Source organism: Nocardia sp. NPDC057440, from assembly GCF_042802915.1.
Taxonomy (GTDB): domain Bacteria; phylum Actinomycetota; class Actinomycetes; order Mycobacteriales; family Mycobacteriaceae; genus Nocardia.
Window position 1 is genome coordinate 290,191 of the sequence record NZ_JBHVDF010000003.1, and the last position, 23,682, is coordinate 313,872.

The following is a 23,682-nucleotide window of genomic DNA, read 5'->3' on the forward strand; positions in this document are numbered from 1 at the left end:
CGCCACCCCGCGGGGGGGGGCGCCCCGCGCGGGGCGGCGCGCTGTGTGGTGTTACACAACAACCCCGCGCGCTCGTGGGGGGGGCGGGGGGGGGGGGCCCCCCCCCCCCCCCCACCACTGCACGGACTCGGCTTCGGCGATGCCGACATGCAAGTACATATCCTGCATAGGTGAGCCCGAGTCGGTCTCCATCGTCAGGTCGGAACTGTCGACCAGTGCCACCGACCGTATCGCGACGGTATCGCCGGCGGGCGCGTCCAAGAGCTCGACCACCGCGGTGTCCAGGGCGTCGAGCAGCTCACGCAGCGTGCTCCCTTCGGTCTGCGCATTCGTTGCCATTGCCGCCACCTCACTTCCCCGACCCAGTACATCACTTTAGCCAGCCGGACAAGGCCGCACCGCTATCTTTGTTCGACTGGCTCATCCTTCGTGCTCCTTTCCGGTGTTGACTACCGTTCAATCGTCGTCGTCCACGACTTTTCGAAACTCCATACACCCCAGGAGGATTCATGGACACCATTGCGACCACCCCGCAGCCGGTCAACGAACCGGTGGGGACCTTCGCCCCCGGCAGCGCGGAACGTGCGCGGTTGCAGGCGAAACTGGCCGAACTGCAGGCAACGCCGACCGAGATCCACCATGTCATCGGCGGCGTGCATCGGCGCACCCCCGGTCCGGCCATCGACGTGGTGCAGCCGCATCGGCACGCCGCGGTACTCGGCACGCTCACCACGGCGGGACCGGACGACGCCAGGGACGCGGTCGAAGCGGCCACCGCCGCGGCGCCGGGCTGGCGTGCGCTGTCGTTCGAGGACCGCGCCTCGGTGTTCCTGCGCGCGGCGGACCTGCTGTCGGGCCCGTGGCGCGAAACAATCGCCGCCGCGACGATGCTCGGGCAGTCGAAAACCGCCTATCAGGCCGAGATCGACGCGCCCTGCGAGCTGGTCGACTTCTGGCGCTTCAATGTGCACTTCGCGCGTCAGATCCTGGCCGAGCAGCCGATATCGACCGCCGGTGTGTGGAATCGGCTCGAATACCGCTCGCTCGAGGGGTTCGTCTACGCGATCACCCCGTTCAACTTCACCGCCATCGCCGCAAACCTGCCGACCGCGCCCGCGCTGATGGGCAACACCGTGGTGTGGAAGCCCGCGCCGACGCAGGCGGTCGCCGCCTACTGGACGATGAAGCTGCTGGAGGCCGCGGGCCTGCCGCCAGGAGTGATCAACCTGGTGCACGGTGCAGGCCCCGAGGTGTCGGACGTGGCGCTGACCGACCGCAGGCTCGCAGGCATCCATTTCACCGGCTCCACCAAGACCTTCCAGCATCTGTGGCGTGCGGTCGCGAACAACATCGCCGACTACCGCACCTACCCGCGACTGGTCGGGGAAACCGGCGGCAAGGATTTCGTGCTCGCACACAGTTCCGCCGACCCGGCGGTGCTGACCACGGCGCTGATCCGCGGCGCCTTCGACTACCAGGGTCAGAAGTGCTCGGCCGCCTCGCGCGCGTTCGTCCCGAAATCGGTGTGGGCGAAGATGGCAGGCGATCTCATCGACAAGGTCTCCGCACTGACCTACGGCGACGTCACCGACTTCGGCAATTTCGGCGGCGCCGTGATCGATAAGCGCGCCTTCGACCGCAATGCCGACGCGATCGCCCGCGCCAAGGCGACGCCGAGCCTGACGATCGCCGCGGGCGGGCACACCGACGACAGCGTCGGCTACTTCGTCGACCCCACCGTATTGCTCGGCGACGACCCCACCGACGAGGCGTTCAGCACCGAATACTTCGGGCCGATCCTCGCCGTCCACGTCTACGACGATGCCGTCGCCGGATCCTTCGACGCCGCCCTCGATCTCGTCGATCGAGGCTCGGCCTACGGTCTGACCGGCTCGATCATCGCCGAGGACCGCCATGCCGTCGCCAAGGCGACCGACAGCCTGCGTTTCGCGGCAGGCAACTTCTACATCAACGACAAGCCCACCGGCGCGGTCGTCGGTCAGCAACCCTTCGGCGGTGGTCGCGCGTCCGGAACCAATGACAAGGCGGGCTCGGCTCAGAACCTGCTGCGCTGGACCTCCGCACGCACCCTCAAGGAGACCTTCGTGCCGCCGACCGACCACCGATACCCGCACCAGGCGACCGAATCGGGGGTCGAGTAATGACAAAGTCCGGACTGCTGCGGCCCGCTATGCTGGCCGCCTCGCGCTCACCACGCATCGAGCGCACCGTCTCACGGATGCCCGCGACCAGGAAACTGGTCGACCGGTTCGTCGCGGGCCGCTCCGAGGACGAGGCAATCGCCAGCGCGGCCGCCCTGCTCGGCTCCGGCAGGTACATCACCATCGACTACCTCGGCGAGGACACCACCGAGCTCGACCAGGCAATCGACACGGTGTCGCATTACTTGGAGCTGCTGTTGCAGCTGGCCCGGTTGCGCGAGCTGATCGACAACACCGGATCGATCATCGGGCCGCTGGAAGTGTCACTCAAGCTCTCGGCGCTCGGGCAGTCCCTGCCCGGTGACGGGCACAGGATCGCGCGGGATCACGCCTACCAGATCTGCGCTGCCGCGGCCGCGGCCGGTGTGTGGGTCACCATCGATGCCGAGGATCACACCACCACCGATTCCACGTTGTCCATCGTGCGGGAGCTGCGCGCGGACTTCCCCGCACTCGGCACCGTGCTGCAGGCCTACCTGCACCGCACCGAATCCGACTGCCAGGACATGGCGGGTCACGGTTCGCGCATTCGCCTATGCAAAGGCGCCTATCGGGAGCCTGCCTCGGTCGCCTACCAGCGCAAGACCGACGTCGACGAGTCATACCTGCGCTGCCTGCGCATCCTCATGAACGGCGACGGCTACCCGATGGTCGCCACCCACGACCCGGCGATCATCGACGCCGCGCAGCGCTTCGCGACGGAAGTGGATCGCAAGGCCGATGAGTTCGAGTTCCAGATGCTCTACGGCATCCGCGACGCCGAGCAACGCCGTTTGGTCGAAGCGAAGCATCACCTGCGGGTCTACCTGCCCTATGGCGACCAGTGGTACGGCTATTTCATGCGCCGGCTAGCCGAACGTCCGGCCAACCTGGCGTTCTTCCTGCGCTCGCTGGTTCCGGGGAGCCAGCGCTGAGCACGGCACCGGTGCACGGGCTGTAGTCCGATCGGACAAAGGCCGCTGAACGTTATTTATCCAACTCGCCGATCACACCGCAGCTGTGGTCGTATTAGCTAGCTCCAGCTGAAAGTGTGATCTGGGTTACTGCATGGTGGCGGTGACGCAGAGGACGAAAGGATGTCTATGTCCATCGCGGAGTTGCGCAGCCAGATGTTGCGCCGCAAACCCCTAGGGGAACTCGACGACGATGTGCCCGCCGATGAGCAGCTCTCGCGCTCGCTCGGCTTGTGGCAGCTCACGGCGATCGGGGTCGGCGGCATCATCGGCGCAGGCATCTTCACCCTTGCCGGCGCGGTCGCGCACTCCGTCACCGGTCCCTCGGTGCTCATCTCCTTTCTGATCGCCGGCGTCGCCAGTGCGGCCGCCGCGCTCTGCTACGCCGAGTTCGCGGGCATGGTGCCCAAGGCCGGATCCGCGTACACCTACGGCTATGTCTCCCTGGGTGAGATCGCGGGCTGGTTCATCGGCTGGGACCTGCTGCTCGAATACATCGCGGTGGCCGCGGTCGTCGCCATCGGTGTCTCCGGCTACTTCCGATTCCTGCTCGAACAGGTCGACGTCGCATTGCCCGACTGGATGATGGGCGCACACGGCACGGGCGAAGGCCATGTGATCGACGTTTTCGCGATGCTGTTCTGTCTGGGCACCGCGTGGCTGCTTTCGCGCGGCATCAAGAGTGTCGGCCGGTTCGAGACCGTCGCGGTCGGCATCAAGGTCGCCCTCGTGGTGCTCATCGTCGTGCTCGGCGTCTTCCACATCGACAGCTCCAACTACACCCCGTACTTCCCGTTCGGCACCGGTGCGGTGTGGACCGGCGCGGCGACGGTGTTCTTCGCGGTGTTCGGCTACGACGCGATGAGCACCGCCGCGGAGGAATCCACCGACGGCAAGAAGCACCTTCCGAAGGCCATCATCTACTCACTCGCCATCGCGATGGTGCTCTACGTCCTTGCCACCCTGGTGCTGACCGGCATGCAGAAATACTCCGAGATCAGCCCGACGAGCGGCTTCTCCACCGCCTTCGAATCGGTCGGCATGCCGGGCATCGCGAACATCATCGCGATCGGCGCCATCGTCGGCATCGTCACCGTGGTGCTCACCTTCATGCTCGGTGTCACCCGCGTGTGGTTCGCGATGAGCCGAGACGGGCTGCTGCCCGAGTGGTTCGCCAAGACTCACCCCGTGCGCAAGGTGCCGACGAGGGTGACCTGGATCGTCGGTATCGGCGCCGCGTTGATGGCGGGTCTGCTCGACATCACCGTGGTCGCGGAACTCACCAATATCGGCATTTTGATGGCCTTCATCGTCGTGTCGGTGGCCGTGATCGTGATGCGGCGCACCCGGCCCGACCAGCCGCGCGAGTTCAAGTTGCCGTTCATGCCGGTGATCCCGCTGATCGGCATCGGTTTCTCGATCTATCTGATCTGGTCGCTGCCATATGAGACCTGGGTGCGCTTCGCGGTGTGGCTGGTAGTCGGACTCGCCGTCTACTTCACCTACTCCCGCACCCACTCCAAGCTCAACGCGGACGCCGCGAAACCGGCTGCCGCAGGCTGATGAGGGGCGATAGGGGTGGCGCGTACTCGCGCCACCCCTATCGTGTTTCCGGGCCCATTACGTGTGCCCGCGCCGGCATAGCCGCAGCCGAACGGCTCAGCTCACCGTGCTGATCGATTCGGCACGCGCGCGCACCCGATCTCGGCGTGAGCGCGCGGGCGCAGCGAGCATCACGAGTGCGAGAGCCAGCACCGCCAACCCACCCCAGGACATCATCGGCAGGCGTTCACCGAGGACGACGACCCCGAGTATTGCCGCGACGGCAGGCTCGGCGAAGGTCAGTGTGACGACCACCTGCGCCGTGGTGTGCCGCAGCGCGTAGCCGAACAGGCGGTAGGCGATGAACGTCGGGAACACCGCAAGATGCAGCGCCACCGCCGCCCCGCGCAGGCTGAGTAGCCAGGACATGTCGGTGCCGAGCACGACCGGCAGCACGAGCAGCCCACCGATACCGAACATCACCCCCATCACCGAGTTCGACGCGTGACCCCGCGCGATGAGTCGCGCGCTGATCATCGAGTAGACGGCGTAGCACAACCCACCGGCAGCGGCGAGCACGATGCCTGTGAGATCCACCGGGCCGCTGCCACCGCTCAGTTCGGGGCCGAGCACCAGAACCGCGCAGCCGAGCACGGCCGCCGCTGTGGCGCAGAGCCAGCGTCTGCTCGGGCGGGCTCGCCCGATGATCCAGGCCAGCAGACCGGCAAAGACCGGGGCGCTACCGAGGGTGATCACGGTGGCGACGGCAACGCCGGTGCGCGCGACGGCCGGATAGAAGGTGATCGGATATCCGGCTATCGCCACCGCTGCGAGCAATAGCAATCCACGCTCGGCGCGGGTGCATCGTAGGCCGGCGCCGCGGTGGGACATGAATAGCAGCAGACCACCGAGGGCCAGGCCCGCCGAGCCGATGGCCGCGGCCGGTGCGCCCGCTGGGGCCAAGGAGCCTGCGGTTCCCGTCGTGCCCCAGAACACCGAGGCGGCCAGGATAGGCATCGGCCCGCTGACGAAGCTGGACTGCGGGCGGTGAACGGACTGGGAAACAGGCAGAGATGTGGTGCGATTCGGCACAGTCGTGAACTTCCGTCGTCGAATTCCGGTGGGATGTGGATTCGAAACGGGCGCACGACACAGCCCGGGCTACCCTCGCGGATCAGCCGGGAATGCTTATCAAGAAATCAGCAGGTGCGCCCGGTCAGGCGCACGGCGGCGGAGTGACGACATGCCAGTACGTGTTCACCGGTCGATCGTATATCGAGGTCGCCAGAAATAGCCTCCGAATATTGTTTGTCGAGAGGCAGATCCGGCGAACGATGTTCTGTACCGTCGAGGTTGTGCGGAAGAACGAGACGCCTGCGGTACCGGCCGTCACCAGTAAGCCGAGTCAGGCCGTCCCGATCGACGACATCGACCGGGTCCTGCTCGATCAGCTCGCGCGCGATGGACGCATCACCAACAATGCCCTCGCCGCCATCGCGGGGATCGCGCCATCGACCTGTCTCGGCCGGGTCAGGTCGCTGGTCGAACGCGGCGTGATCCGTGGGTTCCACGCCGATATCGATCCGGCCGCGCTCGGCCGGAACCTGCAGGCCATGATCGCGGTTCGCGTACACGGCAACGCGCGTCAGCACCTCGCCAAGTTCGGAGAGCAATTGTCCGAACTCGACGAGGTGCTGAATGTGTATTTCATCGCGGGCGCCGACGACTATCTGATCCATGTCGCCACAGCGAACACCGACGGGCTGCGGGTTTTCGTGCTCAACCATCTGAGCGCGCATCCCGCGGTCGCCTCGACCGAAACGATCCTCATTTTCGAGCACGTACGGCCGCGAAACCTCATATTCCCCTAGGCGGCGAGCTGCTGCGCCGCGTAGCCATGTGCGGCAGCGACCGATTCGGACAGCAGCACACCCTTGTGGGTACTGAGCCCGTTCGCCAGGCCGGCATCCGCGGCCGTCGCGTCGCGCCACCCGCGATCGGCGATCGAAATCGCGTACGGCAGTGTGGCATTGGTGAGTGCGACGGTCGAGGTGTAGGGCACTGCGCCGGGCATGTTGGCCACGCAGTAGAACACCGACTCGTGCACCCGGTAGGTCGGGTCCGCATGGGTGGTCGGCCGGGAATCCGCGAAGCAGCCACCCTGATCGATCGCGATATCGACCAGCACCGAGCCCGGTTTCATCTGCGCGACAAGCTCATTGGACACGAGCGTGGGCGCCTTCGCGCCCGGCACCAGCACCGCGCCGATCACCAGATCGGCTTCCCGGACCAGGTTCTCGACCTCGAAGCTGTTGGAGATGATGGTGCGCACCTGCCCGCGGTACTGGGCGTCCACCTCACGCAGCCTGGCGATATTCAGGTCGAGGACCGTCACATCCGCGTGCATGCCCACGGCGACGGCGATCGCATGGCTACCGGAGACACCCGCGCCGAGCACGACTACGTTGGCGGGCCGCGTGCCCGGAACGCCACCCATCAGCACGCCGCGTCCGCCGCCGCTGCGCATCAGGTGATAGGCGCCCGCCTGCGGAGCAAGCCTGCCCGCGACCTCGCTCATCGGAGCCAGCAGTGGCAGCGACCCGTCCCGGCCCGTGACGGTCTCGTAGGCGATCGAGGTGATGCCGGACTTCAGCAGTGCGTCTGTGCAGTCCCTGGACGCCGCCAGGTGCAGATAGGTGAACAGCACCTGATCCTCGCGCATCCGCGAATATTCTTCGGCCACCGGCTCTTTCACCTTGAGCACCAGGTCGGCGACATCCCAGACCTCGTCGGCGGATTCCAGCACGCGCGCGCCGACGACCCCGTATGCCTCGTCCTCGAACGCCGAGCCGCGACCGGCTCCTGCCTCGATGTACACCTCGTGTCCACGGGAAACCAACTCGTGCACCCCGGCAGGTGTGCACGCGACCCGGTACTCGTGATTCTTGACCTCGCGAGGAATTCCGATCTTCACCAAGACTCCTGAACGTCGATTCGTCGGATTGCGATCGGTGCCCCCGATGAGGCGGGGATCACCACACGAGTGAGTATGAAGATTATGCAAGATCAGGTCTAGATAGATGAATATAGTTCTCAGATTGAGTGAGATTGACCTCACTGATTCACCATTAGCAGTCTTTCAGGGCCTCAGCTTGAAACATCTTCGGGCCCGTCGCCCGTCGGCAGCTGATCGAGCGCCCACTGCGCCCACTGCTGATTCATCGCATAGAACCGCTGACCCCACACCATCGCCATCCGTCCGTAGTTGGACAGGTCGTTGTCCTCCCAGTCAGTGGCCGCCTCCAACTCAGCGAGGGCTGCGACCCCCTTGGCGGATCCGTCTTCGATATCGCATAGGTATTCGCGCGCCCGCTCCGGCGGAATGACACCGAGGAAGAACACGCGCAGCAGCATCTCGTTGCGCACCACACGTTTCGGCTTGGTGTCGGTCAGCCAATCTCGAAGATCGGCCCGGCCCGCATCAGTGAGCGTGTACTCCTTGCGACCGCGCGGCCCTTCGTCCGACACGGCGATGAAATCCACGTCAGCCAGCTTGGCGAGCTCGGTATAGATCTGGCTCTGCGTCGCGGGCCAGACGTTGGCCAGCGAACCCTTGAATCGCTGCAGCAGGTCGTAGCCGCTGGCCGGGCGGTCGGCCAGCAGACCGAGCAGGGCGTATCGAAGGCTCATACCCTTACCTTACATTCCACTATTGACATGTCGTGAAGCCACCTTCAAACTCAGACATGTCATAACTGGAATGTCACGGCACGAGGAGCTCCACGAACATGTCGTACCTGCGCACCTTCGCACCTTGGATCGCCTACGCCGTGATCCCGTCCGCGCACTGGCAGTGGGCGGCACTGATCGCCTTCGGCATCTCCGCCGTCACCATCGCACGGCAGACCAGGGCGGGCCTGCGCGCGGAGGCCATGATCATCGATATCGGTTCGGCCCTGTTCTTCGCCGCACTGACAGTGCTCGCCTTCGTCGACCCGAACACCGCCCTGCACCCCTACACCCCAGCCATCTCCTCCGGCGTGCTCGCGCTCATCGCGGGTGTTTCCTTGGCCGTGCGGATGCCGTTCACGCTGGGTATCGCCAAACAGACCACGCCGCGCGAACTGTGGGAAAACCCTGTTTTCCTCCGCACCGGCTACATCATCACCTCCGTGTGGACGGCGAGCTTCGCCGTCGGCTGCCTGGTCCTCGCCGTTGTCGCCCACTCCTCCTCGACGCTACGCACCAGCGCCCAGGTGGCCGCTTTCGTGATCCCGGTGGTGTTCACCGTCCGTTACGTCGCGCACATCCAGGGCCGGACGCAAGCGCCCGGCAAGCCCGTTTCCTGACTCCCGCAATGAGATCGGTGTCCCCATGACTACTCCCCTCCCCCACCTGATCGGCAACTACGCGCCGGTCACCGAGGAACTGACCGCCTACGATCTACCGGTCACCGGCCGGATTCCGGCCGAGCTGAGCGGCTGGTACCTGCGCAACGGCCCGAATCCGCACGCCGCCGCCTCGTCACACTGGTTCCTCGGGGACGGGATGGTGCACGGCGTCCGGCTGCACAACGGGCGCGCGATCTCCTACCGCAACAGGTGGGTCCGCACCTCCACCCTCACCGATGGAGCACGCGGCTACGACAGCGAAGGCAACAGGGATCACGCGGCCGGCGTCGCCAACACCCACGTCATCCGGCATGCGGGACACACGCTGGCACTGGTCGAATCGTCCTACCCCTACGAATTGACCTGTGAGCTGGACACCGTGGGCCCCTACGACTTTCACGGCAAGCTGCGCACCGCGATGACCGCGCACCCGAAGACCTGCCCGACCACCGGTGAACTGCATTTCTTCGGCTACGACGTCATCGGACCGACCTACCTGACCTATCACCGCGCCGACGCCGCGGGCAATCTACTGCTCAGCCGCCCCGTCGACGTACCCGCCGCCACCATGCACCACGACTTCAACCTCACCGCGGATCACGTCGTATTCATGGATTTGCCGGTGGTTTTCGACATCGAGACCGCGAAGAACGGTGCGGGAATGCCGTTCCGGTGGCGCGACGATTACCAGGCCCGCCTCGGTGTGCTGCGCCGCGACGATCCGCACGGCGAGATCCGATGGTTCCCCATCGATCCCTGCTACGTCTTCCACTCGCTCAACGCCCACGACGAACCAGGGCGCATCGTGCTACACGTGATGCGCTACCCGCAGCTGTGGCGCACCGAATCGCACACCTACGACGAGGCCAGCCTCTGGCGCTGGACCATCGACCTGAGCGCAGGCACTGTCACCGAAGAGCAACTCGATGACCGCGCCGCGGAGTTCCCGCGAATCGACGACCGACTGGCCGGATCGGACGCCCGCTTCGGGCATGTCACGGTGTCCGGCGAATCCGGGACCGGCGCATTGATCCGCTATGACCTGCATACCGGCAACCGGACCGCACACGAGTTCCGCGCGGGCCAGCTCCCCGGCGAAGCGGCGTTCGCCCCTGCCGACGAGCGACCCGGCGGCGCAGGCTATCTGCTGACCTACGTCTACAACGCCGATACCGATCGCAGCGACCTGGCCGTGCTCGATGCGACAGACCTGGCCGCCGCACCGGTGGCCACCATCCACCTGCCGGCCCGCGTCCCCCACGGCTTCCACGGCAACTGGCTGCCCGATCTCTGACCGGCGTCATGCCGTGACGGGTCGGCCACCCACGAACCATGTGCCGAAGGTCCGCGTTCCAATAGCCGGGCCGGGTCGGCGGACGCCGCCGCTCCTCGATCAGAGATTCACTGTGCGGCCGCACACCCACCTCAGTGGGCAACGGCGGCCGCCAGAGCGCCTCGATCGGAGCGACCAGCGGGTCAGGAGTTCTCGTCCGGTGGCCGGAACAGGGTGAGCGCGGCGGGTCGGCTGGTGAAGGTGAAGTCCTTGCCGCGATGGTCGACCTCGCCGTCGGTGGCCAACGAGACGGGAGCATGGGCGACGCCGACATCGAGCCGATCGGCTTGGCGGTGGACGTAGGTCGCCGAGCTTTCCAGCGTTCCGGTGAGGGTCGCCCAGATCAGGCGGGTACGCGAGAAAGCTAGGTCGGCGCGCAGATAGCGGATGTCGAGGGTGCCGCGGTGGATTTCGGGGCGCGACATCGGGATCTGGTGCGACGGGTGGTAGCGGCCGTTGCCGACGAACAGCATCCAGATGGCCGTGCGCGCGCCATCGATGGTGGTGTGCAACGGCTGCGCGCGAAACAGTAATCGCACCATGGCGATTCCCGCGGCGGGCCATTTCCCGATGCGTTTCTCCCACCGCTCACGCAGTCGGACGAAGTCCGGATAGCCGCCGAGACTGGCTGTGTTGATGAAGGTTTGGGGTTCGGACCGGTCGAATTGCACGCGGGCGGTGTCGATCCGGACCACCTCCCCCCTATCGAGAGCCCGGAGCGTCCGCGCCATGTCCTCGACACCCGCGTCACGCGCGAAATGGTTGAGTGTGCCACCCGCGAACACCGCGAGAGGCAGTCGGTGGTGCACGGCCGCGGCCGCCACGCTCGACACTGTCCCGTCGCCGCCGAGGACGCCGAGCGCGACGATGTGCTCGCGGCCGAGCAGGTCGTCGAGTTGCGCGTCGAGGTCCGCCTCGGGGTCGAGCTCGAGGACTCGCGCCGCGGGCAGCCGCTTGCGCAGCTGTTGCAGGGCGTCGTCGGCGGCGCCACTGCCCGAGAACGGGTTGCCGACCAGGAGCAGCCCGTTCCCGTCCCGCACCGGCTCGATCCGTGTGGTCGGCCCGAGCGTCGCCGGATCGTCGGGACGCGCCGCCCACCAGCGGCGGGTCGCCAGGGCGATAGCACTCCCGAGCGCCGCGCCCGCCACGACGTCCGATGGCCAGTGCACCCCTATGTGCACCCGCGAATATCCGACCGCCAGCGCGATCGGCGCGACCACAACCCCTGCCGTCGGCGATTCGAGCGCGACACCCGTCGCGAAAGCCGCGGCCGAGGCGGCGTGCCCCGAAGGAAACGACGACGACACCGGCGGTGAAACCAGTCTGCGCACGAAAGGCACCGACTCGTCCGGCGGTCGCCGCCGCGGAAACAATGGTTTGGCAATGCCATTGGCCACCGCACTCGCGACACTCACCGCGAGCAGCCCACGCACCGCACCGCGCCGCGGGGCCCGACCACCGGCCACGACGAGGGCGGCGGCCACCCCCACCCACAATCGGCTGTAGTTGGCGCTCATGCTCAGGCTCCGCAGTAACCGATCGGCCGCGGTGGGTGGCACCCGCGCGCTGCGGCCTACGAGCAGCCGATCCAGGCCGTTCGTCCGCCCGTGCAGCTGCGCGCTCGAAGTCTTGCGCTTTCGGCGTCGCATTGCCGAAGCCTATCGACTGTCACCGATCCGTGTCGTCGCCATCGGCCAGCCGATTTCTTCGGTGGTCTGCCGATCATCAGGACTTCGGTTCCACCCCAAGAGAATTGGGCATGGGTGTAGGTGCCGCCCTGACAGGCGTTGCAGCGGCCGTGGTTCGTGTAGGTCAGTGCGACGGCGTCCGTGGTGGCCTCGGCGGGATCCCGTGCCGTGAAGCAGTGACCTTCCGGGTGGCGGGCCGAGGTGGCGCACTCGTGACGGCCGGCGCCGTGAGCTCGACGAGGAGGGCTGGTCGGTCGGTCGGCAACGCGGACGCCCCCTCGATAAATCGACGTATTCGGCCACAGTCGTGGCGCTCTGGGACCGAGCGGGTATCCGGCCGCGTCGGGCCATGGCCATGAGGGGTAACTCCTCGCTAGACTTTCTCTGCGAGTAGGGCGTGTCCGCAGGTTGTTCGCCCGAATGCGGGTTTGCCGCGCATACGCTATCGCTGGTTTGTTGTCAGGTTCGTCCCGCAGCCAGGAGGATCAGTGACCGCCGTTGAGCCACAGCCAGTGCCGCAGTTGGTAGCGACGCGGCCGTTTCCTGCGCGGTTCGGGCCGAAGGGCTCGGCCATCTACCGGCTGGTCACCACGACCGACCCGAAGGTACTCGGCCAGATGTACCTGTTCACGTCGATGTCGTTCTTCATGATCGGTGGCCTGCTCGCCTTGCTGATGCGCGGTGAGCTGGCCAGGCCGGGTCTGCAATTCCTTTCGCCGGAACAGTTCAATCAGCTGTTCACCATGCACGGCACGATCATGCTGCTGTTCTACGCGACAGCCGTGGTGTTCGCGTTCGCGAATATCGTGCTTCCCCTGCAAATCGGCTCGCCCGATGTCGCGTTTCCCCGTCTGAACGCCATCAGCTACTGGCTGTACCTGTTCGGTGCGACCATGGCTACCGCGGGCTTCGTCAGCCCAGGTGGCGCCGCGGACTTCGGCTGGACCGCCTACAACCCACTCGCCGACATCGTGCACTCGCCGGGCGTCGGTGCCGATCTGTGGATCTTCGGGCTCGCGGTATCGGGCCTCGGCACCATCCTCGGCGCGGTCAACATGATCACGACGGTGGTGTGCCTGCGCTGCCCGGGCATGACGCTGTTCCGGTTGCCGGTGTTCACCTGGACGATTCTGGTGACCAGCATCTTGATCCTGCTCGCGTTCCCGATTCTCACCGCGGCACTGCTTGCGCTGTACTACGACCGGCACCTCGGTGGCCACATCTACGATCCGGCTACCGGCGGCACACTTCTGTACCAGCACCTGTTCTGGTACTTCGGTCATCCCGAGGTGTACATCATCGCGCTGCCGTTCTTCGGCATCGTGTCCGAGATCTTCCCGGTGTTCAGTCGCAAGCCGATCTTCGGTTATACCGCGCTGGTTTATGCGACGTTCGCCATCGGAGCGCTGTCGATCGCGGTGTGGGCGCACCACATGTACGCCACCGGCGCCGTGCTGCTGCCGTACTTCTCGTTCATGACCTTCCTGATCGCGGTTCCGACCGGTGTGAAGTTCTTCAACTGGATCGGCACCATGTGGCGCGGTCAGCTGACCTTCGAGACGCCGATGCTGTTCTCGGTCGGGTTCATCGTCACCTTCTTGTTCGGTGGCCTGTCCGGTGTCCTACTGGCCAGCCCACCCATGGACTTCCACGTGTCCGACACATATTTCGTCGTCGCCCACTTCCATTACGTGCTCTTCGGCACGATCGCGTTCGCCACCTACGCCGGAATCTACTTCTGGTTCCCCAAGATGACCGGTCGCATGATGGACGAGCGGCTCGGGAAGTGGCACTTCTGGACCACCTTCCTCGGCTTCCACGCCACCTTCCTCGTCCAGCACTGGCTCGGCTCCACAGGCATGCCGCGCCGCTACGCCGATTACCTGCCCGGTGACGGATTCACCACGCTGAACACCATTTCCACCATCGGCTCGTTCATCCTGGGCGCCTCCGTGCTGCCGTTCGTCTGGAACGTCTTCAAGAGCTACCGCTACGGCGAGGTCGTCACGGTCGACGATCCGTGGGGCTACGGCAACTCCCTGGAATGGGCGACCAGTTGCCCGCCGCCGCGCCACAACTTCTACGAGCTCCCCAGGATCCGTTCGGAGCGACCGGCTTTCGAGTTGCATTACCCGCACATGGTCGACCGGATGCGCACCGAAGCGCACGTCGGATGGGGCGCGCCCAAGCACACCACCCACGAGGTGCACGAGGCGCACGCGCCGAAGTAACCGGGCCTGGTGCCCGCGCTGCGTTCAGCCGCCGAAGACGACGCAGGCCCAGCCGACATGGGCGCCGGTGCCGACGCGGATGTCCACAGTCGCGACGATGTTGTTGTCCGGCAGTTGGCGGGCGGCGAGCGTGTGCCTGCCCACGGTGGTCGGGACCCAGGTGAAGAGGGCGACGCCCCCGGTCGGGGCGATGCCGCCGAGCGGGACGCCGTTGTCGTAGAAGAACACCCGGTCGACGGCCTCGGTCAGGATGGCCTCCAGCGTGTACGCGCAGCCGGTGCCATAGTTCGTGGCGAGCCCGTAAGCGTTGTCGGGGAAGACGCCGAGCTGTCGCACCGCTGCGCCCGCGGTCGGTGTGGCGAAGGTGATGGCGGCCGTCGCCGCCACGAGCGTCGCCGCACCGGCCACCACGCGCAGCCGACGGCGTGCTGTGGTGGCTGTCCTGGTTCCGATGGTCCAGTAGGTCGTCATTCAAGTCCTCGCCGCTCGACGCTGGAGCCCGAGCGTCGGCGTGATACCTCGAATCGTCGATCTACCAGGGCATATAGTGTGCGCGAATCACCAAGTAGAACCTGTCTGGGCAATTGCCACGTGCGAACGATGATATCGGCTCGCCCGCGGCCAGGCCGCCCGATCGCCAACGCGATTCGTCGAAATGCCGCAGGTCAGCCGCGCGGACTCGGACCGGCACAGCGAGCGGGACCGCGCAGGGCCCGGCTCGCCGGCCGACGGTTCTGCGGTCGAAGAGGCGAGTCGCGGGCCACGCCGAGGGCGCTGGAGACCGCGCTCAGCCCCTCGATGTGCGATTCGAGTTCGGTAAAACGGGAAGATCAGCGGCGTGCCGGAACCAGAGCAGGGCCGTTCATGGTTGTCGCGCACAACAGCGGCGGGGATGCGCCTGATCGACTATCGACGAGCTCGGCCGCTCACCGTCACTGGTCATTCCGAAGCGACAACGCACCGCTGCGCGGCGTGCAGAATCGCCTGCTCGGCATCCCGGCTGATGCGTCCGACCAGGTCTGCGGCGGACTCGAGCCCGGTGATGAGATCGACGGCCTCCCCTGCCCACACCGGTGCGTAGTCCGGATCCTCTCGTGCGGCCGCGTCGCGATATTCCTGTAGCGCAACGGAATCACCGGCCAGTTCTTCCTCGCGGCCGTGCCACCGGTCCAGGAATGCGTTGCGGAGGGTGCGGGCGGGATATTCGGCGGGCCACGGTGACCCCCGCGCGATATCGAGGGCCCGGTTGCGCTCGGTATCGCTCGCCCGCGCGGCGATAATGGCTTTGGCTTCCGCCGCCGAGATCAGTGCCTCATGGGTCGCCTCGAAGCGGGTTCCGATGAGCGCACCCGCGGCGCCGAGCGTGAGCGCCGCGGCGAGACCGCGGCCGTCGGCGATGCCGCCCGCGGCGAGCACCGGCGTGCCCGCGGCCAGGTCGACAACGCTCGGCACGAACGGCAGCGTCGCCCGAGCACCGCAGTGCCCGCCCGCCTCGCCGCCCTGTGCGATGACTACGTCCGCTCCCACATCGAGCGCGCGAGCGGCCTCGTCCGTGCTGGTCACCTGCACCAGCAGCCGGATTCCGGCGTCACGGATCATCGCGGCGTACGGGGCCGGGTCGCCGAACGACAGCACGATCGCGTGCGGGCGGCGCTCGACCACCGACAACACGATGTCCCTGTCGACCGCCCAGATCAACAGGCCGATGCCCCACGGCTTGTCGGTACGGGTGGCAGCAAGCCCACATTCGCGATCGAGCCACTCGCGATCACCGGAGCCGATCAAACCCAGCCCGCCCTCCTCGGACACCGCCGCGGCCAACACCCCACCAGCCACACCACCCATCGGCGCGAGCACGATCGGATGCTCGATCCCGAACATCTCGGTCAGATCCGTCCGCAACCCCATCACCACCCCTTTCGTCGCCATCCAACCTACTATCCCGGGCGAACGGGACATGGTTGCGGCGAACGTCGAGAAGACCCCGCCACCCATGTCCCGTTCGCCGGTCCGGTCGGTGGATCTGGGGTGCATCAGCCGATCATCACTGGTGTGGACGAATCGCTCGGGCTGATCGCGGAGTCGTCGTTCAGGTGACACGCGGTGACTCGAGCACCGCCATGGCCGCGTTGTGGCCGGGGATGCCGCTGACACCGCCGCCGCGCACTGCGCCTGCGCCGCACAGGAATACGGTGCGGTGTCCGGTCGATACGCCCCAGCGGGCGGCGGGATCATCGTCCGCGTCGTCGGCTCGGTAGGGGAAGGCCAGATCTCGGTGGAAGATGTGGCCGCCGGGCAGGCCGATCTCGTGTTCCAGGTCGAGTGGGGATTTCGCCTCGATGCACGGGGAGCCGTGTTCGTCGAGAGCGAGACAATCGGTGATCGGCTCGGCGAGCACCGCGTCCAGCTGCGCGAGAGTGGCCTGCACCGCTGCGGCCTTCGCCGCCTCGGGGTCGGCGTCGAAAAGTCTCGCAGGCGTGTGCAACCCGAACAGGGTCAGCGTGTGCAGACCGGCGGCATCCGGCGCGAGGATCGAAGGGTCGGTCAACGTGTGGCAGTAGATCTCCGACGGTGGCGCGGAAGGGATCTGTCCACCGGCCGCTTCCCGATAGGCATGGTCCAGTTGTGTATACGATTCGGCGATATGGAAAGTCCCGGCGAAGGCCTCGCGCGGGTCGGTGGCCGCGTCACGCAACCGCGGTAGCCGGCGTAGGACCATGTTCACTTTGAGTTGGGCACCTTCGGGTTTCGGCTGATCACGCTCGCCGAGCAGGCGTCGCAGCTCGTGCGGAGCCGCGTTCACCAGCACGTGGCCCGCCGCTACCGCACCGTCGCGGAAGCGCACTTCGGTCGTGACATCGTCGGTTTCGATGGCCGTCACCTCGCAATCGGTGACCAGTTCCGCACCTGCGGCATGAGCGGCGACCGCGAGTGCCTCGGTGAGCGCGCCCATGCCGCCGATCGGCACATCCCAGTCGCCGGTGCCGCCACCGATCACGTGATAAAGGAAGCAGCGGTTCTGGCGCAGCTCCGGATCGTGTGCGTGCGTGAAGGTTCCGATGAGCCCGTCGGTGAGCACGACACCCCGCACCGTGTCGTCGGCGAACTCCGCCTCGATCGTCTCCCCCAGCGGTCGCTCGAACAACGCCGACCAGGTGGCGGAGTCGCCCACGATGCCTTGCAGTTGCGCCCGGGTCGGCAACGGCTCGGTCATTGTCGGGAACACGCGTTGTGCGAGCGCACCCGTCCTTCCGTAGAACCGCTGCCATGCCTCGAAATCGTGATCGGACCCGGTGAGCCGCTCGAAGCTCTCTCGCGTCCGAGCTGCCGACCCGGTGTCGACCAGCAACCCGCCCGCACCCACCGGTGTGAACGAAGAGATCCGCCTGCGCCGCGTCGCGAACCGCAATCCCAGCTCCCGCACAATCTGCTGCGGCAACAAACTCACCAGATAGGAGTACCGCGACACCCGCGCCTCGACGCCCGCGAACACCCGTGCCGACACCGCCGCACCACCGGTGTAAGCCTGCCGCTCGAGCACGAGTACCGACCGCCCCGCCCGCGCCAGATAGGCGGCGGCCACCAACCCATTGTGACCACCACCGACAACAACCACGTCGTAAAAGGAACCGGTCGGCTTCATCTGTCCTCGATACCACGAATCGTGAACCACGGTCCCGGTATGCACGAATGCGGCGGTGAGTCGCACCGGACGAGGACCCTGACGCCTCGTGAGCGCCACACGACTCCCGCGTCCGCTAGGAGGGGTTGGGCTGGAGTGTTTTCGTGGCCGGTCGGGGGCGGGGCGGGATCGCGGTTGGTGCGATGGTTGTGAAGAGGGTCAGTACGTCGAGGACGAAACCGGTTCTGGTGACTCCTAATCGGCGTAGGGCCGGGCCGTGGTCGTAGGCGACGACGATTGTCGAGCCGGTGAGCATCACCCACCACATCAGGAGCAGGACCTGACGGGCCGGGTGCGAGACAGTGGCGAATGCGGCACGCAGGCGCTGGCAGTGGAAGGGGACATGCCGCTGCTCGTCGGCCAGGATCAAGCCACCGACCTGGGTAGTCAGCGGATCGTCTGTGCCGTCGCGAAGGGCGCGGTAGTAGCGCAGCGCGACGATCTCGGCGATCATGAGCACCAGCAGTTCCAGCCGCAGGCCGAGGGCACGGCGCAGACCCACGAACACCGCGTCGCTCCAGTGACCGGAAATCGTCGGCGAACCGGCGGCGCTCAGCAGCAATTGCAGCATGCGGGCATGATTCGATTCCTCAGCGATGAACAGTCGCACCGCAGCCGCGTACTCCGGATCGCCCGCCCGTTCCGCTTTGCCGATGAGGTTCGCACCGTCCCCGGTCTCACCGACCTGGAACCGCTGAACACTGCGAACCACCTCCGGGTCCAGCCGCGCTCCGCGCGCCCAGTCCGGATCGCCGGCAGCTGCCCGCGCAACCGCCTTGACCTCGAATTCCCTTGTCCACCGGAAGAACTCATTCGAATTGTCCATCAGATCTCCTGCACCCGTCCGGATCACCGCCGAGCAAGACGCTCGGCCGGTTCCGACTCTTCCTGCCCACAGACCCTAGAAACCGGTTGTGCCGATCACCGGCTCATAGTGTGGAGATCCTGTGGAGACTCGACCACCGGCCCGTCGCCCGCATGCGAACACAGCACTCGCAACCACCGACATTGTGAAGGCGGTGCGCGATCGTGGGTAGATAGGGCGACAGGTAACAGGCGCGGGTCGATCGCGAATCCGCCGGGTTTCGATGTTTTCCTGCGATTGACCCGCGTTCGCTTCACACTTATCTTCTGGCAAACGCCGTATGAGGGCAGCGTTTTCACCCGGGAGCAAAAATGACCGAAGCCCAAGCACCGCAATCCCCCACACCGTCGGACGACGAACGCAGGCTCGCCGAACTCGGCTACAAACAAGAACTATCCCGATCCTGGTCCGGATTCTCGAACTTCGCCATCAGCTTCACCATTGTCTCGATCTTGACGGGCGGATTGGCCAGTTACGGAATCGGTCTGGCCAACGGTGGACCGATCACCATGGCCTGGGGTTGGCCGCTGGTCTCGGTGATGGTGTTGTTCGTCGGGCTCGCCATGGCCGAGTTGGCCTCCGCCTATCCGACTTCCGGCGGCCTGTACTGGTGGGCTTCCGAGCTCGGCGGTCCGGTGTGGGGATGGTTCACCGGCTGGTTCAACCTGATCGGCCAGATCGCGGTGACCGCGGCGATCGACTACGGCGCGGCCATTTTCACCACCGCGGTGCTGAATGTCATCGGCATCGACATCGGAACCGATCGCACCGCGATTTTTCTCGTCTACATCGTCATTCTGGTGCTGCACGCGGTGCTGAACGCGATCGGGCCGCATCTGTCGGCGGTGATCAATAACATCTCGGCGTGGTGGCATGTCGGCGGTGTGGCGATCTTCGTCATCGTGCTCGGGTTCGGGGCGAGCCACCATCAGAGCGTCGGGTTCGTGTTCACCGAAACCGTCGACAACAGTGCGGTCGGCTTCGGCGGGGTGGCGTTCAGCTTCCTGCTCGGTTTGCTGCACGCCCAATACACGTTCACCGGCTACGACGCCTCGGCGCACATGTCGGAGGAAACGCACGACGCGGCGCGCACGGCGGCGAAGGGCATCATCAACACGATCCTCGTCTCGGCCGTCGCCGGTTATCTGCTGATCATGGCGGTGACCTTCGCGATACCGAATCTCGACGACGCGCTGAATCCGGAAAAGAACAGCGGCTACCCGGTGATCTACATCCTGGAGAATTCGCTGAATTCGTTCTGGTCGGGTCTGCTGCTGATCATCGCGGCCATCGCCCAATTGTTCTGCGGTTACGCCTCGGTGACCTCCGCGTCGCGCATGCTTTTCGCGTTCTCGCGCGACGGTGCGGTGCCGGGATCGGCGCTCTGGAGCAAACTTTCGGTCCGGAAGGTGCCGGTCAACGCGGTGCTGTTCATCTCCTTCTTCGCCTTCGTGCTGCTGATTCCCTCGATGCTGGTGCCCGCGGCGAATGCGCCGACCGCGTATGCCGCCGCCACCTCCGTCGCGACCATCGGCCTCTACATTGCCTATGGCATCCCGATCCTGTTACGGCAGTTGCACGGCGGCAGATTCCGGACCGGCCCCTGGCAACTCGGCCCCTGGTATCGGCCGGTCGGCATCGTCGCACTGATATGGATCGTGTTCATCAGCCTGCTCTTCATCCTGCCGACCGATGACCGCGGCTACCCCTGGAACAGCGAATTCACCTGGAACACTGTGAATTACGCACCGATCACGCTCGTCGGCGTGGTCGGCGCGATCGGGATCTGGTGGTTTGTGTCGGCCAGGCGTTGGTTCACCGGGCCGAAGCGGACAGTGGAAGGCACACCGCCGCCCGCCGGAGTCACCGAAGACGAAGCACCTGCCACCGCCTGACCCGACTCGGCCCGCCGACCCGGGCAGACACAGCGGCGCCGCTTTCGGCGATCGCAGTGGATGCCGGGGGCGGCGGGCCTTGCACGTCGCCTACCGCGGCGTAGTTCCGCCGACTTCTCCGTGTTCGACAACTCCGACTATATTGCAGTTAAAGTGCAATAGGACGTACTGTGGGCTATCGAGCAGCAATTCGCATGCGGTTGCTCGCAGCCCATCGGACCGAGACAGGAGATCGGCAATGGTCGACGGTGATCGCGGTAACGCGGGCGGCAAGCCGGGAGCGCGTGTATCCCGACGTGGAGTGTTCGGCGTCGGCGCGGCAGCACTGGCGGCGGCGGGCGTCGGCGCCGGGCTGACCGCGTGCGGCGACTCGGACGAGGTGCACCCGTCCTCGTCGCCCACCGAGCCGTCCGGACACATCGCCGACGCGAACCGGCAGGTCTCGACCACCATGCCGTTCTCCGACACCGCCGACTTCGCCGATGCCGATCGCGGCTTCGTCGCCGCGCTGGAGCCCGGTGTCGTCAAGGACGCCGCCGGAAAGGTGGTGTGGGACAACGATTCCTACAACTTCCTGCGGGATCCGTGTCCGCTGTCGGTGAATCCGAGCCTGTGGCGACAGTCCCAACTGACCGTCAAGCAGGGGCTCTACGAGATCGCACCCGGCTTCTATCAGGTCCGCGGCCTCGATTTGTCCAATATGACGCTGATCGAAGGCGACGCCGGCGTGGTCGTCATCGACCCGTTGATCTCCACCGAGACCGCGACGGCCGGGCTCGCCCTCTATCGCGCCCATCGCGGAAATCGCCCGGTCACCGGCCTGATCTATTCGCACGCGCACATCGATCACTTCGGCGGCGCGATGGGCGTCACCACCACCGAAGACGTCGCCGCGGGACGCTGCCCGGTCCTCGCGCCGTCGGGCTTTCTCGAACACGCGGTGGCGGAGAACATCTACGCGGGCACCGCGATGGCGCGCCGCGCCGCCTACATGTACGGCGCCGCCCTGCCGCGCGGACCCAAGGGACAGGTCGGAACGGGTCTCGGCCAGACAACCTCGATCGGAACCGCCACCCTCATCGACCCGACCCTCGACATCACCCACACCGGTCAGGAAGAGACCATCGACGGGGTGCGCATGGTGTTCCAGATGACACCGGGCACCGAGGCGCCCTCGGAGATGAACTTCTACTTCCCCGACCGCCGCATCCTCTGCATGGCCGAAAACGCCACGCACACCCTGCACAACATCCTGACGCTGCGCGGCGCACTGGTTCGTGACCCGCACATCTGGTCGAGGTACCTGACCGAGTCGATCAACCGGTACGCGCGCAACTCGGATGTAGTGTTCTCCTCGCATCACTGGCCGATGTGGGGCACCGACAAGATCGTGGAATTCCTGTCGCTGCAACGGGATCTCTACGGCTATCTCAACGATCAGACGCTGCGACTGCTCAACCAGGGCTACGTCGGCAGTGAGATCGCGGAGATGCTGCGGCTGCCGCCCGCGATCACCGAGAACTGGTCGACCCATGGCTATTACGGCTCGGTGAGTCACAACGTCAAGGCGATCTATCAGCGGTACATGGGCTGGTTCGACGGCAATCCCGCACACCTGTGGGAACATCCGCCGGTCGAATCGGCCAAGCGGCACGTCGAGGCCATGGGCGGCGCCGGCGCAGTGTTGAAGAAGGCGCAAAAGGCCTATGACGCAGGCGACTACCGCTGGGTCACCCAGATGGTGAACTACGTGATCTTCGCCGAGCCCGACAACACCAAGGCAAAGCACCTGCAGGCCAGCGCCTTCGAGCAACTCGCCTACGGCGCCGAGAACGGAACCTGGCGCAACTTCTACCTCAGCGGCGCCCACGAACTGCGTCACGGCTCCTTCGGCACCCCGACCAAGGCCAATGCGCAAGGGATGCTGTCGGCGCTCACTGTGGACCAGGCCTTCGACGCCATCTCCCTGTTCCTCGACGGACCGAAGGCCTGGGACATCGCCCTCGTCGCCGACTGGCGTTTCCGCGACGCCGACAACCGCGTGCAACGCACCGAATTGCGCAACGGTGTCCTCATCCACTATCCCCGCACCGCCGGGGACAATCTGCCCGCACCGGACGCGACCGTCACCCTGACCAAGGGTGCGTTCGCCAAGACCATGCTCGCTGGCGGGAACATGCAAGAGGCAGTGTTGAAGGGCGAGATCACCGTCGAGGGCAATATCGTCGCGCTGAAGCAGTTGTCCGGATTGTTCGACAAACCCAACCCGAACTTCGCGATCGTCACCCCCTAGGTCCGTGCGTCCGCCTGGACCGGGCTGTGTACGCCAAGTCGCACACCCCTGAACCTCCCAACCTAGGGCGCTGCCAAGGACTCCGGGCCGGCGACCGCGATTAGCCGGAATACCTCACAGGCGATCCGCCCGATGGCCGGTGGAGCTCCAGCCCTGCCGCCACAGTCGTTCGAATCCGTCCAGCAGCAGATCGAGCGCGAATTCGAACTCGAACTGGTCGTCACAACCGGAGCCGACGACGGAGTGCCGGTCGTGATTCGCGCTCGCGATCTGCGCGATGTGGGGGTAGCGGGTCGCCATTTCACCGAGTGCGGACGGCTGCGGATCGATGTCCTGGGGAGCATCGAACAGTTCCTGACTGAAACCGAAGATGCGGCTTCCCAGCGCGTGCATCACATGGTGGGTGAGGTCGACAGAAAGACCGCCCGCCAGGAACGTCCCGATCATCGAATCCATGTACGCCAACACCAGTGGCGTCGGGGGGGGGGGGGGGGGGGGGCCGGGCGCCCCCCCCCCCCCCCCCCCCCCCCCCCGCGCCCCCCCCCCCCCCCCCGCGGGGCGCCCCCCCGCGGACCTACCCCCCCCCG

18 protein-coding genes and 1 pseudogene (1 of these 19 only partly in view) are annotated in these 23,682 nt (G+C 66.1%); 9 read left to right on the plus strand and 10 right to left on the minus strand.

Annotation, left to right across the window (positions count from 1 at the left end):
• Positions 1 to 339: pseudogene (locus tag ACFU4Z_RS07885) on the minus strand (PucR family transcriptional regulator) (it extends 1,487 nt beyond the left edge of the window).
• A 170-nt stretch (positions 340 to 509) separates the two neighbouring features.
• On the opposite strand from ACFU4Z_RS07885, the gene pruA reads away from it, so the two are divergent.
• The 3 genes from pruA (at position 510) to ACFU4Z_RS07900 (ending at position 4,738) form a co-directional block, all read left to right on the plus strand.
• Positions 510 to 2,162 (plus strand): L-glutamate gamma-semialdehyde dehydrogenase, encoded by a 1,653-nt coding sequence (pruA, locus tag ACFU4Z_RS07890; RefSeq protein ID WP_379060628.1) that lies wholly within the window; start codon positions 510 to 512, stop codon positions 2,160 to 2,162.
• Positions 2,162 to 3,136, plus strand: coding sequence for a proline dehydrogenase family protein (locus ACFU4Z_RS07895; protein WP_379060629.1), 975 nt, complete (start codon positions 2,162 to 2,164; stop codon positions 3,134 to 3,136). The genes pruA and ACFU4Z_RS07895 overlap by 1 nt, the downstream gene beginning before the upstream one ends.
• 168 nt (positions 3,137 to 3,304) lie before the next feature.
• Positions 3,305 to 4,738 (plus strand): amino acid permease, encoded by a 1,434-nt coding sequence (locus ACFU4Z_RS07900; RefSeq protein ID WP_379060890.1) that lies wholly within the window; start codon positions 3,305 to 3,307, stop codon positions 4,736 to 4,738.
• Between the two features lie 96 nt (positions 4,739 to 4,834).
• On the opposite strand, the gene ACFU4Z_RS07905 is transcribed toward ACFU4Z_RS07900, so the two are convergent.
• On the minus strand, positions 4,835 to 5,734 hold the full coding sequence (locus ACFU4Z_RS07905; protein ID WP_379060631.1) for an EamA family transporter: 900 nt from the start codon (positions 5,732 to 5,734) through the stop codon (positions 4,835 to 4,837).
• A gap of 338 nt (positions 5,735 to 6,072) precedes the next feature.
• Here ACFU4Z_RS07905 and ACFU4Z_RS07910 point away from each other — a divergent pair, with 338 nt between their 5' ends.
• Entirely contained in the window at positions 6,073 to 6,588 is a 516-nt protein-coding gene (locus ACFU4Z_RS07910; protein WP_379060632.1) for an Lrp/AsnC family transcriptional regulator, read from the plus strand.
• Here the strand turns inward: ACFU4Z_RS07910 and ald are convergent.
• The gene (ald, locus tag ACFU4Z_RS07915; protein WP_379060634.1) at positions 6,585 to 7,691 is read right to left on the minus strand and encodes an alanine dehydrogenase; all 1,107 of its coding nucleotides are present in this window, start codon (positions 7,689 to 7,691) and stop codon (positions 6,585 to 6,587) included. The genes ACFU4Z_RS07910 and ald overlap by 4 nt on opposite strands.
• Positions 7,692 to 7,864: 173 nt before the next feature.
• Positions 7,865 to 8,407 (minus strand): PadR family transcriptional regulator, encoded by a 543-nt coding sequence (locus ACFU4Z_RS07920; RefSeq protein WP_379060635.1) that lies wholly within the window; start codon positions 8,405 to 8,407, stop codon positions 7,865 to 7,867.
• 98 nt (positions 8,408 to 8,505) lie between these two features.
• Here ACFU4Z_RS07920 and ACFU4Z_RS07925 point away from each other — a divergent pair, with 98 nt between their 5' ends.
• Both ACFU4Z_RS07925 and ACFU4Z_RS07930 read left to right on the plus strand, forming a co-directional pair.
• Complete coding sequence (locus ACFU4Z_RS07925; RefSeq protein WP_379060636.1) at positions 8,506 to 9,066, plus strand: hypothetical protein; 561 nt, start codon at positions 8,506 to 8,508, stop codon at positions 9,064 to 9,066.
• 25 nt (positions 9,067 to 9,091) lie between these two features.
• A complete protein-coding gene (locus ACFU4Z_RS07930) occupies positions 9,092 to 10,402 on the plus strand; it encodes a carotenoid oxygenase family protein (protein WP_379060638.1) in 1,311 nt (436 codons plus the stop codon).
• Positions 10,403 to 10,584: 182 nt separating this feature from the next.
• Here the strand turns inward: ACFU4Z_RS07930 and ACFU4Z_RS07935 are convergent, their stop codons facing one another.
• Positions 10,585 to 12,090, minus strand: coding sequence for a bifunctional phosphatase PAP2/diacylglycerol kinase family protein (locus tag ACFU4Z_RS07935; RefSeq protein WP_379060639.1), 1,506 nt, complete (start codon positions 12,088 to 12,090; stop codon positions 10,585 to 10,587).
• 527 nt (positions 12,091 to 12,617) lie between these two features.
• On the opposite strand from ACFU4Z_RS07935, the gene ctaD reads away from it, so the two are divergent.
• Positions 12,618 to 14,360: a cytochrome c oxidase subunit I gene (gene ctaD, locus ACFU4Z_RS07940; protein ID WP_379060641.1), complete on the plus strand. Its 1,743-nt coding sequence runs from the start codon at positions 12,618 to 12,620 to the stop codon at positions 14,358 to 14,360.
• Positions 14,361 to 14,384: 24 nt separating this feature from the next.
• Here ctaD and ACFU4Z_RS07945 read toward each other — a convergent pair whose 3' ends face one another.
• The 4 genes from ACFU4Z_RS07945 to ACFU4Z_RS07960 form a co-directional block, all read right to left on the minus strand.
• The gene (locus ACFU4Z_RS07945) at positions 14,385 to 14,831 is read right to left on the minus strand and encodes a hypothetical protein (protein ID WP_379060642.1); all 447 of its coding nucleotides are present in this window, start codon (positions 14,829 to 14,831) and stop codon (positions 14,385 to 14,387) included.
• A 468-nt stretch (positions 14,832 to 15,299) separates the two neighbouring features.
• Positions 15,300 to 16,289 (minus strand): NAD(P)H-dependent flavin oxidoreductase, encoded by a 990-nt coding sequence (locus ACFU4Z_RS07950; protein ID WP_379060643.1) that lies wholly within the window; start codon positions 16,287 to 16,289, stop codon positions 15,300 to 15,302.
• Between the two features lie 160 nt (positions 16,290 to 16,449).
• Positions 16,450 to 18,003 (minus strand): phytoene desaturase family protein, encoded by a 1,554-nt coding sequence (locus tag ACFU4Z_RS07955; protein ID WP_379060644.1) that lies wholly within the window; start codon positions 18,001 to 18,003, stop codon positions 16,450 to 16,452.
• A gap of 115 nt (positions 18,004 to 18,118) precedes the next feature.
• On the minus strand, positions 18,119 to 18,868 hold the full coding sequence (locus tag ACFU4Z_RS07960) for a ferritin-like domain-containing protein (protein WP_379060645.1): 750 nt from the start codon (positions 18,866 to 18,868) through the stop codon (positions 18,119 to 18,121).
• A gap of 350 nt (positions 18,869 to 19,218) precedes the next feature.
• On the opposite strand from ACFU4Z_RS07960, the gene ACFU4Z_RS07965 reads away from it, so the two are divergent.
• Together ACFU4Z_RS07965 and ACFU4Z_RS07970 are read left to right on the plus strand one after the other, a co-directional pair.
• A complete protein-coding gene (locus ACFU4Z_RS07965; RefSeq protein ID WP_379060646.1) occupies positions 19,219 to 20,802 on the plus strand; it encodes an amino acid permease in 1,584 nt (527 codons plus the stop codon).
• Positions 20,803 to 21,253: 451 nt separating this feature from the next.
• A complete protein-coding gene (locus tag ACFU4Z_RS07970) occupies positions 21,254 to 23,095 on the plus strand; it encodes an alkyl/aryl-sulfatase (RefSeq protein WP_379060891.1) in 1,842 nt (613 codons plus the stop codon).
• Positions 23,096 to 23,209: 114 nt separating this feature from the next.
• On the opposite strand, the gene ACFU4Z_RS07975 is transcribed toward ACFU4Z_RS07970, so the two are convergent.
• Complete coding sequence (locus tag ACFU4Z_RS07975; protein WP_379060648.1) at positions 23,210 to 23,551, minus strand: hypothetical protein; 342 nt, start codon at positions 23,549 to 23,551, stop codon at positions 23,210 to 23,212.
• Between the last annotated feature and the right edge of the window lie 131 nt (positions 23,552 to 23,682).

Excerpts from the sequence above, each read along its gene's own strand:
- pruA (WP_379060628.1), top strand. The coding sequence starts at position 510 with ATGGACACCATTGCGACCACCCCGCAGCCGGTCAACGAACCGGTGGGG.
- ACFU4Z_RS07895 (WP_379060629.1), top strand. The coding sequence starts at position 2,162 with ATGACAAAGTCCGGACTGCTGCGGCCCGCTATGCTGGCCGCCTCGCGC.
- ACFU4Z_RS07900 (WP_379060890.1), top strand. The coding sequence starts at position 3,305 with ATGTCCATCGCGGAGTTGCGCAGCCAGATGTTGCGCCGCAAACCCCTA.
- ACFU4Z_RS07905 (WP_379060631.1), bottom strand. The coding sequence starts at position 5,734 with ATGCCTATCCTGGCCGCCTCGGTGTTCTGGGGCACGACGGGAACCGCA.
- ACFU4Z_RS07920 (WP_379060635.1), bottom strand. The coding sequence starts at position 8,407 with ATGAGCCTTCGATACGCCCTGCTCGGTCTGCTGGCCGACCGCCCGGCC.
- ACFU4Z_RS07925 (WP_379060636.1), top strand. The coding sequence starts at position 8,506 with ATGTCGTACCTGCGCACCTTCGCACCTTGGATCGCCTACGCCGTGATC.
- ACFU4Z_RS07930 (WP_379060638.1), top strand. The coding sequence starts at position 9,092 with ATGACTACTCCCCTCCCCCACCTGATCGGCAACTACGCGCCGGTCACC.
- ACFU4Z_RS07935 (WP_379060639.1), bottom strand. The coding sequence starts at position 12,090 with ATGCGACGCCGAAAGCGCAAGACTTCGAGCGCGCAGCTGCACGGGCGG.
- ACFU4Z_RS07945 (WP_379060642.1), bottom strand. The coding sequence starts at position 14,831 with ATGACGACCTACTGGACCATCGGAACCAGGACAGCCACCACAGCACGC.
- ACFU4Z_RS07950 (WP_379060643.1), bottom strand. The coding sequence starts at position 16,289 with ATGGCGACGAAAGGGGTGGTGATGGGGTTGCGGACGGATCTGACCGAG.
- ACFU4Z_RS07955 (WP_379060644.1), bottom strand. The coding sequence starts at position 18,003 with ATGAAGCCGACCGGTTCCTTTTACGACGTGGTTGTTGTCGGTGGTGGT.
- ACFU4Z_RS07960 (WP_379060645.1), bottom strand. The coding sequence starts at position 18,868 with ATGGACAATTCGAATGAGTTCTTCCGGTGGACAAGGGAATTCGAGGTC.
- ACFU4Z_RS07965 (WP_379060646.1), top strand. The coding sequence starts at position 19,219 with ATGACCGAAGCCCAAGCACCGCAATCCCCCACACCGTCGGACGACGAA.
- ACFU4Z_RS07970 (WP_379060891.1), top strand. The coding sequence starts at position 21,254 with ATGCCGTTCTCCGACACCGCCGACTTCGCCGATGCCGATCGCGGCTTC.
- ACFU4Z_RS07975 (WP_379060648.1), bottom strand. The coding sequence starts at position 23,551 with ATGGATTCGATGATCGGGACGTTCCTGGCGGGCGGTCTTTCTGTCGAC.